At 44.6% G+C, this 14,225-nt stretch carries 13 protein-coding genes and 1 pseudogene; 6 read left to right on the forward strand and 8 right to left on the reverse strand.

Going from position 1 to position 14,225, the window contains the following annotated elements:
- The first annotated feature begins 222 nt into the window (after window positions 1-222).
- The 6 genes and pseudogenes from IBX40_05625 to IBX40_05650 all read left to right on the forward strand — a co-directional run bounded on the left by IBX40_05625 (window position 223) and on the right by IBX40_05650 (window position 2,888).
- On the forward strand, window positions 223-990 hold the full coding sequence (locus IBX40_05625) for a TIGR04255 family protein (GenBank protein ID MBE0523797.1): 768 nt from the start codon (window positions 223-225) through the stop codon (window positions 988-990).
- Window positions 987-1,526 carry a hypothetical protein gene (locus IBX40_05630; GenBank protein MBE0523798.1) on the forward strand — a complete coding sequence of 180 codons (540 nt, stop codon included), beginning with the start codon at window positions 987-989 and terminating at the stop codon, window positions 1,524-1,526. The genes IBX40_05625 and IBX40_05630 overlap by 4 nt, the downstream gene beginning before the upstream one ends.
- Window positions 1,527-1,561: 35 nt before the next feature.
- Window positions 1,562-1,927 carry a VapC toxin family PIN domain ribonuclease gene (locus tag IBX40_05635; GenBank protein ID MBE0523799.1) on the forward strand — a complete coding sequence of 122 codons (366 nt, stop codon included), beginning with the start codon at window positions 1,562-1,564 and terminating at the stop codon, window positions 1,925-1,927.
- A 71-nt stretch (window positions 1,928-1,998) separates the two neighbouring features.
- Entirely contained in the window at window positions 1,999-2,205 is a 207-nt protein-coding gene (locus tag IBX40_05640) for a type II toxin-antitoxin system HicB family antitoxin (protein MBE0523800.1), read from the forward strand.
- Between the two features lie 46 nt (window positions 2,206-2,251).
- Window positions 2,252-2,421: pseudogene (locus IBX40_05645) on the forward strand (type II toxin-antitoxin system HicA family toxin).
- A 122-nt stretch (window positions 2,422-2,543) separates the two neighbouring features.
- Window positions 2,544-2,888, forward strand: coding sequence for a hypothetical protein (locus IBX40_05650; protein MBE0523801.1), 345 nt, complete (start codon window positions 2,544-2,546; stop codon window positions 2,886-2,888).
- Here IBX40_05650 and IBX40_05655 read toward each other — a convergent pair whose 3' ends face one another.
- The 8 genes from IBX40_05655 to IBX40_05690 form a co-directional block, all read right to left on the reverse strand.
- Entirely contained in the window at window positions 2,889-4,298 is a 1,410-nt protein-coding gene (locus IBX40_05655; GenBank protein ID MBE0523802.1) for an NAD(P)/FAD-dependent oxidoreductase, read from the reverse strand.
- Between the two features lie 22 nt (window positions 4,299-4,320).
- Entirely contained in the window at window positions 4,321-5,427 is a 1,107-nt protein-coding gene (scpB, locus tag IBX40_05660) for an SMC-Scp complex subunit ScpB (protein MBE0523803.1), read from the reverse strand.
- Window positions 5,424-6,152: a segregation/condensation protein A gene (locus IBX40_05665; GenBank protein ID MBE0523804.1), complete on the reverse strand. Its 729-nt coding sequence runs from the start codon at window positions 6,150-6,152 to the stop codon at window positions 5,424-5,426. Before IBX40_05665 ends, scpB begins: the two co-directional genes overlap by 4 nt.
- Before the next feature lie 43 nt (window positions 6,153-6,195).
- Window positions 6,196-8,718: a DNA gyrase subunit A gene (gene gyrA / locus IBX40_05670; GenBank protein ID MBE0523805.1), complete on the reverse strand. Its 2,523-nt coding sequence runs from the start codon at window positions 8,716-8,718 to the stop codon at window positions 6,196-6,198.
- Window positions 8,708-10,603 carry a DNA topoisomerase (ATP-hydrolyzing) subunit B gene (gyrB, locus tag IBX40_05675; protein ID MBE0523806.1) on the reverse strand — a complete coding sequence of 632 codons (1,896 nt, stop codon included), beginning with the start codon at window positions 10,601-10,603 and terminating at the stop codon, window positions 8,708-8,710. Before gyrB ends, gyrA begins: the two co-directional genes overlap by 11 nt.
- Window positions 10,604-10,620: 17 nt before the next feature.
- Window positions 10,621-11,718: a DNA topoisomerase IV subunit A gene (locus tag IBX40_05680; GenBank protein MBE0523807.1), complete on the reverse strand. Its 1,098-nt coding sequence runs from the start codon at window positions 11,716-11,718 to the stop codon at window positions 10,621-10,623.
- On the reverse strand, window positions 11,715-13,583 hold the full coding sequence (locus IBX40_05685) for a DNA topoisomerase VI subunit B (GenBank protein MBE0523808.1): 1,869 nt from the start codon (window positions 13,581-13,583) through the stop codon (window positions 11,715-11,717). Before IBX40_05685 ends, IBX40_05680 begins: the two co-directional genes overlap by 4 nt.
- Before the next feature lie 117 nt (window positions 13,584-13,700).
- A complete protein-coding gene (locus tag IBX40_05690; GenBank protein ID MBE0523809.1) occupies window positions 13,701-13,931 on the reverse strand; it encodes an Lrp/AsnC ligand binding domain-containing protein in 231 nt (76 codons plus the stop codon).
- Window positions 13,932-14,225: the final 294 nt, after the last annotated feature.

The raw sequence follows: 14,225 nt of genomic DNA on the forward strand, positions 1-14,225 counted from the left end.
ACGAGCGGTTTGATGAGGAGAGGGTGGCGAAAGCCACTCTTTTACTCTACCGAGATGGATATTTTGTGCATCGTGAAGCAAATTTAAATGTGAATATCCATTATATTAGGGGCACATATTGAATCATAAAACGGCGGTTTTCACAAAAGCTTTAATAAAATTCATTTATGATGATAACTATTGTAGTGTATTCCTTGTACGAATTATTGGAGGCCACAAATAATGATAAAACTAACTAATCCACCACTTGTTGAGGCAATATTTGAATTAAGGTGGAATCTTCAAGAAATTGAACATGGAATAAAAAAAGACCCAGAATATAAGTTACTGGTGGGCAGGATATTTGAAAACGTTAAGACAGATTTTCCTTCTTATGAGCAATTACCCACAGCTAATATGCCTGATGAAATGGCTGGATATATTATTCAACATCGGTTTAGGAAGAATAAAGATGAATGGCCTCTCATTCAAATTGGTCCTGGAATTATCACTCTTAATGACACTGAAGAATATTTATGGGAGAACTTTAAAGAAAAGATAGTCTATTTGTTGGAAACATTATATGACACATATCCTGATGCAGAAACAAATTTGACCGTTAGTGGATTGGTTTTAAGGTATATTGATGCTGTTCCCTTTGACTTTGATAATGATGACATTTTTGTGTATTTAAAAGAAAAGTTTAAAGTGGATGTGAATTTATATCAAAAACTTTTCGAAGATGAAAAAGTAAAAGCGTTTCCTAAAGGTCTTGATTTAAAATTCTCTTTTGATTCTGAAATACCTAAAGGAAGAATGAATCTAAGATTTGCACGGGGTAAGAAGAAAGAAGTAGATGCCTTGATATGGGAAACGATTGTTCAGTCCATTCCAGAAGATACGCCTAATAACAAGGACGAAATTGTATCATGGACAAATGATGCGCATGATCTAACAAAAGATTGGTTCTGTAACTTAATAAAGGGGGAATTAATGGAGTTGTTTAAATGACGTTTCTTGAATTAACATCTCGAAACATAGAAATTACTGTAGATTCATTAACTCAAGCATTTACAGGTAGTTCTACACAATTAGATGAAATATCATTGAATCGTTTATCGAATTTATCAACTAACGAATGGTCTCCTCGACCTTATCACGGTTTGCAACCAGTTTTCCAAAGTGACAACATGTCTTCTGTTAATCAGATTCCAAAAGTGAGAGATGAATTATTTAATTCTAAAAAACCTCATCGAAGGGATATACTTACTAATGAACTATTAAAATCAGCTTCACAATTAATTGATAAATTAATCTATGAAGAGGACATTTTTCAAAATATAAATAAAAATAAACTTCTTGAGTCTTTATCTAATACTATTAGCAAATTATCTCCGGAACAAATGTCAATTGCTGAAGATGAATTTGTTAATAGAATTGAAAAAATTATGGCTTTAGAAGCAATGTCTGGGATTCTTGGAGATTTCACTCCCGAACAACTTGATGATTTTGAGACTGAAATAAAAAGGAGACCTTTTTTCAAATGAAGTATTTGTTAGACACAAATATTATAACGGCCATCATGAAAAATAATGATAAAGTAAAAAAGAGAGCCCAACAAGTTATCCTCACAGGTGATGATATTTTTATAGATGGCATAAGCTATTATGAGATTAAACGTGGACTACTTTACAGAGATGCAAATAATCAATTAAGTTTTTTTAATGAATTATGTAAAAGATATGAGTTGGTGTTACTAAACAGTCAATCTATTTTTGACCGTGCTGCCAGTATATATGCTGAATTAAGACGCAAGGGGAAATACCCACATGACGCTGATATTTTAATAGCTTCAATTGCAGACACTGGAAAATTTACTCTTGTATCAAACAATGTTACTCATTTTAATGATATTCAAGATTTGAAAATTGAGGATTGGTTAAATTAAAATTCAAAATAAACAAACTTAACTTTGCTTTTTTTTGCGATTTTAAATAACTATAAATCCAATTATCGAACATGCAGTTTACTGTAAAACTTGAAGAATCTGATGAAGGTGGATATACGGTCCAATGTCTAGAACTTCCTGCCGCAATAAGTGAAGGAGATACCAAAGAAGAAGCTTTGGAAAATATTAAAGAAGCTATTCAGTTGGTTCTTGAAGTTACTCAGGAGCAAGCACGGTCGTATACAGAAGTCTTTAAGGTGGAAGTTGCCAGTACCTAAACTTCCGTCTTTATCCGGTAAAAAAATCATTAAATCTTTGAATAAGATGGGATTCATTATTGTACGACAAAGGGGAAGCCATGTGTTATGCAGAGAGGAGATGCTACAGTTACTGTTCCATTGAATGATCCTGTAAGAAAAACCACTCTAAAAAGTATATTGAATCAAGCAGGTATTTCATTAGAAGAATTGATTACCATCCGTGTTCCTTCCTGATGAATACTATTTCATCAACCCAAACCATGTCCTCTTCCATGATCTTGCCTGGCTTAATACAAGACCCTATAAATATTATATCATACTATACGGTACCAACTCATTTGAAAAGGGATTGAAAAATGAAAAAAAGCAAAAAGATGTATTACCTTACAGCCCTTGGAATAGCTTTCCTGCTGGCTGGAATAGTTAATTCCTTAGATAGCGGTGAAGGAAATGAGTTCATCTATTTAGGGGTGGGGACGCTGGCAGCTACTGTAATATATTATGGGATTATGGCTGCAAATCCGCAGATAACAGCGTTTATTGTAGGACTGATTGTACTGCATATCGGTGTACTGCTAATATTCAAAGGTGAACTTACTTATCCAAAGGAATTCGGGATGGTAACTTTCGTAGCAGGTATCCTGGTACTGTTAAACTCAGGCTTATCAGAATTTATGCGTAACCGCAAGAAAAAAGATTAATCATTCTATGTGATGATCATTTCGCATAACCTTCAATAATTCCAGTACCGAATATCCGGCCCTGGTAATTCCCATGCTTCGATTATCAGCATCAGTCCCTGCAATGTATAGATTCCTGATAGGGGATCTTATCTCTGCAAAATAACCGTCTATGGTCACTGCCGCTTTTTCAGGTATGGTTACCTGGTAATGTACCATCTCAATGTGGTCCTCTATTCCTGGTATTGCCCCCAATATGGTTTGATACATCAATTTCTTGTCTTCGTTCAGGGGTATCGATTCATCCACCACAAAAGTAAAACCCACCAACTGCTTACCTTTGGGTGCTATAGAAGCTTCATAATTACTGATCGGCATGGCCCAGTATGCCCTGGGTTTGAACCATATCTCAGAACCAATATAATCAAATTCGGGCAGCTTTGCATCAAGCCCTATCCATATGGTCATGCTAAGAGTCAGGACAATATTTTCAAGGTCTTTTAGATACGATGTTGGCAGATTGTCCATAATTAAGGGCAGTTCTTTCGCAAAACCTGTATAGACCACCACATCTGCGTCATAAATACCTTCAGGAGTGACCACTTCTTTTACAGCACCATCCTCTGTATTTATTCTGCTCACCTTTGATGATGTCTTGATCTCAACTGTTTCAGGCAATGAATATAAGACAGCATTGAGAAAAGCTTTGAGACCTTTTCTGGGATATGCCTGGGCGTATCCAATATTATTCGTGGTCAGCCTGCTCAGCACAGATAAATGTTCCCTTACCTGACTGCCTGTTAAATGATCTGTGATCAATTCCAGATAAGATTTAGCCACCTCTTCATCTTCCCAGAAATTTTCTGGTACACTTTCTCTCATAAAGCTGCTACCTGCTAATATCCTGTGTACTGAGGTCTCTTTCATGGATTTTCCTGATAGTGAATAACTGACGGCATCAATAAAATCCAATGAGTCATGGGAAAGCCCTTTAGGAAGATAATCCAATACTGACTGGGCGCTCAGATCTACTCCAAAGGTGGTCTGGGTCACTGCCTTGGTAATAGCCTGGCTCAATAGCAACCTGTCCATTTTTGGTAATACATCGAACTTAGCAAACTCTTTTAAATTGGAAGGTAACTTGAAAAGACCTTTATTTGTCCTGATATGATATTTTCCATGATCCAAAAATACAGGGATGTAGTCGAAATACTGGTCCATAAGACGGCGTAAGGGGCCTGTCCTGAGGTGGGTTATGGCATGTACTCCCGTATCTACCTGGAAACCGTCTACATTGTAACTATTACAGTTTCCCCCGACACCACTGCGTTTTTCAAGCACCAGCACTTTTTTCCCGTGTTTTGATAGAGTGAGGGCAGACATCAATCCGCTGATACCTCCACCTATTACGATCACATCATAATTGTCCATCTTAAATCCAGTCCTATTATGATCATGCGTTAAAATCTTTTTGTGCTATACCGTTCAGAATGGCATCATAACGCCGGTACACCCGTTCAATAATATCCTGGGAAGCATTCTGGTGTGTAGGTACCAGTATGTCGGCCCCTTCTGAAACATTCATACCACCACTGGACAGGCCATAATCAGGAGCTACCAGCAACCCGTCATTGGATACATTAAGTTTCATATCAGCGATAAGACGGGCCACCATATCTGTAGCAGGTTTTACCCTGGCAGACACTCCCAGTGATTTTGATAAATATTCTGATTTCAATTTCTTGACCCGCTCAATAGCTTGAAGTCCCTTGTCTTTCTGTCCCATTGGATAAAGAAATCCCAGGGTTTCTAATAAATCATCAAAGGTTACCGCCCGGATCTCTATGATCTCCCCATTAAAATATTCTGCAACCTTTTCTCCGTAACCTTTTGAGATTACCAGTTTTCCAATTCCCTTCATGCGCTGTTCTTCTTCCTGTGTGGGTTTATATGGATCCACAACTTTGAAATCCTCGATACCCAGCAGGAACATCAGGGACAGGTACCCTCTGGTCACACCAATAGGTTTTTTCACACCAAGCCATTTATCCAGCGGGATCTGACCCTGTTCCCGGGCCATCTGGATGATCTTTTGTTTGATATACTCGGGATCGCTGGATTCCAGGCCGAAATATTCTGAAAATCCAGGGGATGTTGTAATGATCTTGCTGCGGCCTACAGGCTCTCTCTTGATCAGGCCCCGCCCTTCCAGTTCCCTGAAATGGTCATAGGCAGAACTCCCCCTGATCTCGACCAGGTCGCTCTGGAGTATGGGCTGATGATAGGCTATCATGGACAGGGTCCGAAGCACGGGTGAAGACAATTCCTTTGGCGCCACGCTTCTCACCAGGTCCGCATATTCGTGTTTGACCTGCATTACATATTTGCCTTCCAGTTCAAGGATCTCAAGACCCGTATCCCGGGATGAATACTCCTCCATCAGCGCTTTGATGATCCGGGTGACTTTTTTTCGCTTGCCTACCAGTTCCTTTAAGGTAGCTTCATCTATCGGAGTCCCTGCAGCGAACAGGGCCGCTTCAATGATCTCCCGGTCCCCTATGAGCATACCTCCGCAGGATAACTGATAAACAATTCACCAAAGAGTTCTTCCTGCTCAAGCCATATTTCCTTTGAATTGGCCAGGAATAATAAAGAGACATAAGTCATCAATTTATGAGAACGATCCCCTTCAGCTATTTCGGTCAGGGTGGTATAATTCTTATCTTTCAATGTTGATCTTAGCTCTTTTTGCAATTCCTTCATCCTGCCCTCGATATCCTCTTCATGGGCTATACCCAGTACCTGTTCTGTGGTATGCCGGTTCATTTCCAGGTTTTTCCTGGTATCCGTGCGCAGTGAACGGCGGCGTTCTACCACTTCTGCCTTCTCAAGTTCCATTATCAGTTCATCCAGGGTCACTGGACGCTGGGAATGACGGCGAATAGGGATCTTGGGAACCGGGTAGTCTTCAACATCCATAAAATCAAAATCATCCACCCAGGAATCATCATCCTCAATAACAGGTTCTTCAACCAGGATCGCTGATTTCATCCTGATCAACATGGCTGCATAATGGAGGGTCCTGCCCGATATCCTCAAATCCATTCGCTCCATCTCTTCAATATGCTGAAAGAATTTATCGGTCACGTCAACAATATCGATGTTCCAGGGGTCAATTTCACCTTCCTGTGCCAGTTTTACCAGGATCTCTACAGGTTCCTCATACTCATCCTGTTCAGGACCTGTTAAGTCCTTTGTAATCGGTATACCGATTATTTCATCCATATTTAATCCCCTCAGATTTTAAAATTTTATGAATATATTTCTTTTATAATATATTATCTTTTTCAATATCGCTGACTTCCCCCATTATACGGGCTACTGCCATCACTTTATCGCTGCCTTTTACATTCATTATCTTAACACCCTGGGTATTGCGGCCCTGTACTCTGATATCAGATACGGGCAACCTGATAATAATGCCATTGGAAGTGGTCACCATGAGCTCATCATTTTCATTCACAGCCTTCACATCCACCACAAGACCATTACGGAAATTTGTGGTTATTGTTATTACGCCCTGGCCGCCCCTGTTAATATTCCTGTACTCTTCAAAGGGCGTGCGTTTTCCGAACCCGTTCTCAGTAATGGTCAAAAGCGTAGTATCTTCCTTAACAATGTCCATCCCGACCACATGATTATCACCTACAAGCCTGATACCGCGCACACCCCGGGAGCTTCGTCCCGTGACCCGTACATCGGTCTCTGAAAACCTGATGGCTTTGCCGTGGCGGGTACCTATAATAATATCCTTGGATCCGTCTGTCAGTTTGACAGTCTGCAGTTCGTCACCTTCATCCAGGTTAATAGCAATAATGCCTCCGCGCCGGGGGTTTTTAAAAGCGGACAGCTCAGTTTTATTAACTACACCGCATCTTGTGGCCATGACCAGATATTGACCATCTTCAAAGGATTTGACAGGTATCTGAGCAGTGATCTTCTCATTGCTGGCAACTTCGATCAGGTTGATTATGGCCTTACCCCGGCTCTGACGAGACGCATCAGGTATCGCATATACTTTAAGCCAGTGTATCCGGCCCCTGTCAGTGAAGAATAGGATATAATCATGGGTGGACGCCACGAATAGGTCCTCCACGAAATCGGCTTCCTTGGTATCCATGCCGATAATTCCCCGCCCGCCACGATGCTGCTGTTTGTAGGTATCGATTGGTTGTCGTTTGATATACCCGCTGTTGGAGATGGTCACTACCACATCTTCTACAGGTATCAGGTCTTCATTTTCCAGTGACACCCCGCCTTCAATGATCTGGGTGCGCCTGGGATTACCGTACTGCTCCTTGATCTCTGACAGTTCCTCTTTGATGAGGGTCAATATCTTGTCCCTGTCTGCCAGCAACTCTAGCAACCATTTGATGGTCTCCATCAGGTCCTTATGCTCTTTATCGATCTTCTCCCTCTCAAGACCTGTCAGCCTCTGGAGTCTCATATCCAGGATGGCTTTGGCCTGCTCCTCAGACAGTTCAAAATTGGCTATAAGCCCTTCCCTGGCTTCATCAACCGTCGCAGATGCCCTGATCAGGCTGATCACCTGGTCGATGTTGTCCAGGGCGATCTGAAGTCCTTCCAGGATATGGGCTCGTTTTCTTGCTTTCTCCAGTTCGAACTGGCTGCGGCGCGTGATGACCTTCACACGATGATCGATAAAATACTGGATGAGCTGCTTTAATGTCAATACCTGGGGCTGGTTGTCCACCAGTGCCAGGTTGATGATACCGAAGGTGGATTCCATCTGGGTGTGTTTATATAACTGGTTCACAACCACATCGGCATTTGTACCCCTGCTAAGCTCAATTACTACACGGATACCGTCCCTGTCTGATTCATCCCTCAGGTCAGTAATGCCCGATATTTTCTTGTCCTTGACCAGTTCGGCTATGTTCTCGATGAGCTTGGCCTTGTTCACCTGGTAGGGCACCTCATCGATGATGATGGCCTCTTTATTTTTCAGATCTTCAACCCTGGTCTTGGCCCTGATCTTTACAATACCCTTTCCGGTCTTGTATGCACTGACTATCCCGGCAGTGCCAAAGATATTGGCCCCTGTTGGAAAATCGGGACCCTTAACCACGCTCATCAGTTGTTCAAAACTTACTTCAGGGTCGTCGATGCTCAAATTCACGGCATCAATGATCTCGGTCAGGTTGTGGGGTGGCATATTGGTGGCCATACCCACTGCAATCCCTGTACTGCCGTTCACCAGCAGGTTGGGCAGCTTTGAAGGTAGCACCACTGGTTCTTCCATGCTGCCGTCATAATTGGGTACGAAATCCACAGTATCCTTGTCAATATCAGCAAGCATCTCTTCTGCAATGCGGGACATCCTGATCTCAGTGTAACGCATGGCTGCTGCAGAATCCCCGTCAATGGACCCGAAGTTACCCTGGCCGTCTGCCAGGGGGTAGCGCAGGTTGAAATCCTGGGCCATCCTGACCATAGTGTCATAGATGGCTGCGTCACCGTGGGGATGGTACTTACCCATAACGTCACCCACGATCCTTGCAGATTTCTTGTATGGTTTGTCATGGGTCATGCCCTGTTCTTTCATGCCGAACAGGATGCGCCTGTGGACAGGTTTCAAACCGTCACGTACATCAGGCAGTGCCCTGCCCACAATAACGCTCATGGCATAATCTATATACGAGTTTTTCATCTCGTCTTCGATATTCAGGGGTATGATCTTGTCCCTTTCTTGCCCCTCTACATTATTCGGAGATTCTTCCCCGGTAATTTCTTCCCCGGTAATATCTTCTTCAAACTCATCAGATGTCAAGGTTCTTTACCTCCATGGCGTGCTTTTCTATAAATTCACGCCTTGGCTCGACCTTGTCACCCATTAGTATAGTGAATATCTCATCAGCCTCTATGGCATTTTCCAGCATGACCTTGACCAGTGTCCTTGTATCGGGGTTCATGGTGGTCTCCCAGAGCTGGTCAGGGTTCATCTCACCCAGACCTTTGAAACGCTGTACATTGACACCCTGGTTCCCTATTTCCTCCATTTTCCGGTCCTTTTCGGCATCATTGTACACGTAATGAGTGACCTTTCCCTTCTTTAAACGGTACAGAGGTGGCTGGGCTATATACACGTACCCGACCTCGATGAGCTGTTTCATATAACGGTATAAGAACGTTAAAAGCAGGGTCCTGATATGGGCACCGTCCACGTCTGCATCGGTCATTATAATGATCTTGTGGTACCTGGCCTTTTCAATGTCAAAATCATCACCAAGACCAGTGCCAATGGCTGTGATCAGAGCGCGTATCTCATTGTTCTTCAATATCTTGTTCAGCCTGGCCTTCTCTACGTTCAGGATCTTACCCCTGAGAGGCAGTATGGCCTGGAACGCGCGGCTTCGGCCCTGCTTGGCCGACCCGCCGGCACTGTCTCCTTCTACCAGATAAACTTCACATTTGGAAGCGTCCTTTTCGCTGCAGTCAGCCAGTTTGCCTGGCAGCGAGGAGATTTCCAGCGCGCTTTTTCGCCGGGTCAGTTCCCGGGCTTTGCGGGCAGCATCCCTGGCCTGGGCAGCTATCACTGATTTTGAAATGATCTTCTCAGCTTCCTTGGGATTCTCCTCCAGGAACTCGCCCAATCCCTCTCCTACCAGGGTCTCAACAATACCTTTGACATCGCTGTTGCCCAATTTCGTTTTAGTCTGGCCTTCGAACTGGGGATTGGTAAGTTTTACGCTGATAATAGCGGTCAGCCCCTCCCTGATATCCTCACCAGAGAGTTTGTCACTGCCTTTTATGAGCCCCCTGTCCTTGGCATAATCGTTTGCAGTTCTTGTCAGGGCAGCCTTGAACCCGCTGAGGTGGGTGCCTCCTTCATGAGTATTGATATTATTGGCAAATGAAAATACGGTCTCAGTATAGCTGTCGTTGTACTGGATAGCTATTTCGACCTGCGTGCTGTTCTTGGATTTCTGAAAATAAATGGGGGGCTCGTGCAGTGGGTTCTTGTTCTTATTCAAGTGTTCCACAAAGGCTACGATACCGCCTTCATAGTGGAACAGTTTCTCATCGCCGGTCCGTTCATCTTTAATGAAAATCTTTATTCCTTTGTTCAGGTAAGCCATTTCCCTGAGGCGTTTGGAAATGGTCTCAAAACTGATATCCAGGGTCTCGAATATCTCATAATCTGCTTTGAACGTGATCTGGGTCCCGGTCTTATCGGTTTCACCGATCACAGCCAGTTCAGCCATTGCTTTACCGCGCTGGTACCGCTGCGAATATACCTTACCGTTGCGGTATACTTCAACTTCCATCCATTCGGACAGTGCATTCACCACCGACACGCCCACGCCGTGCAGCCCTCCAGACACCTTGTAAGTATCAGTATCGAACTTACCGCCCGCGTGGAGCATGGTCATTACCACTTCAAGGGCTGATTTTTGGTATTTTGTGTGCAGGTCAACGGGAATACCCCGGCCGTCGTCCAGCACTGTCACGGTATTGTCCCGGTTTATGGTCACGTTGATATTGGAGCAAAATCCCGCAAGTGCCTCATCGATACTGTTATCCACAACCTCATACACCAGATGGTGAAGGCCCCTGGTATCTGTGCTGCCGACATACATGCTGGGCCGCTTCCGGACAGCTTCCAGTCCTTCAAGCACCTGGATCTTGCCGGCGTCATACTGTTTATCTGTCATTCATGGTCTCCAAATAATTACATAATACCCATTTCAGTGAGCCGCTCGGGCAGGTACCGCTGTGTCACGAAATCCAGGCCTTTTCCGGCAAAAGCCTGCTGTTCTGCCTTTTTTCCTATATCGAGCTGCAATTTTATCTGGGTCTTCCAGTACTCGGAATCGAACCTGGGGTCTGACAGTTCACTGCGCAGGGCTTTGATATCCTGGTCTGTGAGCTTATCGGTAGAAAGATCGTATTCCACAATGTCGCTTGGCTGCACGCCTATGAACCGGGCCGCAGGAGTGGCCATGTATTCTGACATGTGTGCGCTCTTGATGGCACCGTATGCCACGCTGGCAAATATGCGGTAACTCCAGGGGTCGCCGTCAGTGAACACCACCACAGGAAGGTTCAACTCCTCGTTGAGCCGCTTCAATGTCCGCCGCGTGCTTCTGGCAGGCTGTCCCTTCAGGTGGACCAGGATGGCATTATGCTCCTCATCAAACCCGTTCTCGATAAGCCGGGCATACATACCGCCGGTCTCTATGGCTATGATGAATTTCGCATCGTGATCTAAAAATTCTACATTATCCACACTGAACGGGATCTGGTACCCGCCTTCACCCACATCGTTCCGGCAGTGGATGATCCGCTCGCCCCGCTTGGTGGTCTCCTTCAGTCGAAGGTCGCCGAACACCGTGGCCCCGTCCTCTTCAGGTCGCATGTGGAAATCTTCCCTCTGCATGGACGTAACGATCTCCAAATCCTCGATCATGCGGTCACTTTCGGGCTGTTCATTGAACTTGGCAATGTCCCAGTTCTCAGAGATGTAGTACAGCTCCCTTAACGTGGATCCCCGGTTGTTCTCCAGATGCTCCTTAATCAACAATTCGGCTGTATAGGACATTTTCAGTATCTGCCTGGCACCCTTGACAGTCTTTGCACTGCGGGCACTCTCTTTATCGCCATAGACCCAGACCTCGCTCTCATCGTTATATTCAATATTGTTTTTAGTACGGGTGGGAAGTACAAGTGTTGGGATGGTCTGGTCTTCAAGCTGCTGGTAGAATCCATCCACCAGACCCAGCAAGGATTGTTTTGCGATCTTATCCCTCTCCTGACGCAGGTTATTCAATCCACATACCCCCGTACCGCCCTGGCCCCATTGACCAGTGCCTCGTCTACACCTTCCACGATCAATGAAGGCAGACTGTTCGCCTCATCCTCTGAGACAAAGGGCAGATGGTATCGTATAGTCAGGTTACTGCTGGATCTCACGTCCAGTTTCCAGATATAATCGGTATCCTTGCCAAGAGAGATCACTTTCGGTTCCGGGTCTGCATCCCTTATGGGATATTGGTGGGTATCATGGAGATTGATGGTCATGTTGGCGCTCGAGTAATTTTTGATCAGGATGTCAACCAGGTAACCGTCCCCGTTCTTAGAAATAATGCGGTACACAAGTAAATTACCCATGATCTTGGCCACGATGGGTGTGATGTCGGGAGTGGGTTTTTCCACTACCTGGGAGACCTTTTCCGCGATTCGGGGCAGAAGCTTCTTTATGATCTCTTCCTTCTCCCGCCGCTTGGACAGGTTCACCTGTTTGGACAGGTATATCTTGAGTTTCCGGGCTGCGTCCTTGAGCGCCAGTTCTATCTCGTTCATGATCTCGGGCACATCAGCCACCGCGTCCTTGCTCTCTGACGTGAAAGGGATATGGGTGGATGCCACGTGCACCACGATAACTGCCGGGCCCGTGGGTAATCCGCCTCCCGGCTGGTTAATGGAATAGTTCTTCCACCTGATGTTCTCCACGGCATGGGTAATGGCACAGCCACCCTGCTGGTACATCAGGGGAACACGGTTGGCGAAGCGGAGGATGGCAACCCTGTCCTCCTTGCCTAAGGTTCCACCGTAGGCAATACCAGCCTCCACCAAGAACGGGTGGCCCGAATGGACGGAAGCAGCCCGGGTTACAGTAGCAATGAAATCGACGCTGTACTCCTTTTCCAGACCTTTATAAATAAGGGATTCTGTGATTGGGGATAAGCAGTCTGTAGGAGGTGCCATGATCTTGACCTTCTTGAAAGCACTTATGAGTTTTTTTGCCTCTTCCAGCGTGATATTATGGGGATCGCTATCAGGGTCCAGATGTGCAGCCTTGCAGATCTCTTCTGCCGTGTGCAGGCCGATCTTTGAGAAGCTGTAGCGCAAAAACGGTGCCAGTTTTTGCCTGTCAGTATAGCGCAGCATCTTTATAAGCGTGCCAAGTTCGATACCTTCAGGATGGGGGAGGATCTCCTGCGCAGGTTCAGGTAGTGAATCTGTAACCCTGTCAAACACTATGCTGTTGCCATCGGGTTCCACAAGGGTGAGCCTGGCATGGGTATTGACAATGGAGGTACTTTTCAGATATTCCACCACGCTCTGGCGTCGGCCTTTGATGTATGCTGCTTTCATTTCCATTTCTATCCTGGTGCCCCTGGGTCTGTCCCATTCCACCTCTTTTTCTTCCAGGATCTCGGGCTCGTTGGTACTGGTGTTGATCACCAGTTTATAGAAATGAGCAGGTTTGTCCCTGTCGATCTTGGATATGATCCTGGCGGGTTTGCCTGTTGTAAGCTGGCTGTACAGGACAGCGGCCGAGATGCCTATACCCTGCTGACCCCGGCTCTGCTTGATAGCATAGAATCGGGAGCCGTAGAGTAGTTTGGCAAATGTCTTTGGTATTTGTTCTTTAACAATACCTGGCCCGTTGTCCTCTACGATGAGTGTCACATTATCGCCACCCGCATCTTCGATACTTACCAGGATATCGGGTAGTATGCTTGCCTCTTCACAGGCATCCAGCGCATTGTCAACAGCTTCTTTAACTGCAGTGAGCAGACTGCGGGGACCAGAGTCAAAACCCAGTATCTGACGGTTCTTTTCAAAGAATTCTGCGATACTGATGGCACGCTGTTTTTTTGCAAGCTCTTCGGCTATTGGTGCTGCCATTAATTCATCCCCTCAAGTTAGAAAATTGCATCCATTTTTTTTCAATGACCTGTTGTATTCATTTTATTAAATAATAATTTTGATGTTATCAGATATTGCGATACAAATAGATATAATTCAGAGTTCTGCGCCAACTACAGTTTGTGTTGCAGTGACGTTTTCACTCTCTCTTATCATATCTACAAGGTTATTCAGTCTGCTCAGGCCTTCCACTTCGCTGACAACCACAAAGTCGTACTCACCAAATACATGATAAATGTCCTTGATACCATCGATCTTATGAAGTTCGTTATATGCTGACTTCTCCTGACCAGGTACTACATTGACCATCGTCACTCCGATTACCATAAAAATTGTCACCGTCCTCTTGGTTGGTATTTGATACCAATTTTAATATGCTCTTATTGGTTTTAATGGGCTTTAAAGGGTTCGGTTTGTGAGGGTTTTTGAAGCACTTATTGGGTGTTTTTTTTTTTTGAAATTCTTCTTCAGTAAGAATTCCATACACCTTTAGTTCTATTAATTTTCGGATTTGGTCAGGAATATCCAAAAACCATATTAGTTTTTGTGAAATAACTGGAGGAACATTCGAGACTTTTTATTATTTTCTGATAATGGCCAATATAGGTCAATTTAATTAGA

The sequence above is a fragment of the Methanosarcinales archaeon genome, from assembly GCA_014859725.1.
Classification (GTDB): Archaea; Halobacteriota; Methanosarcinia; order Methanosarcinales; family Methanocomedenaceae; genus Kmv04.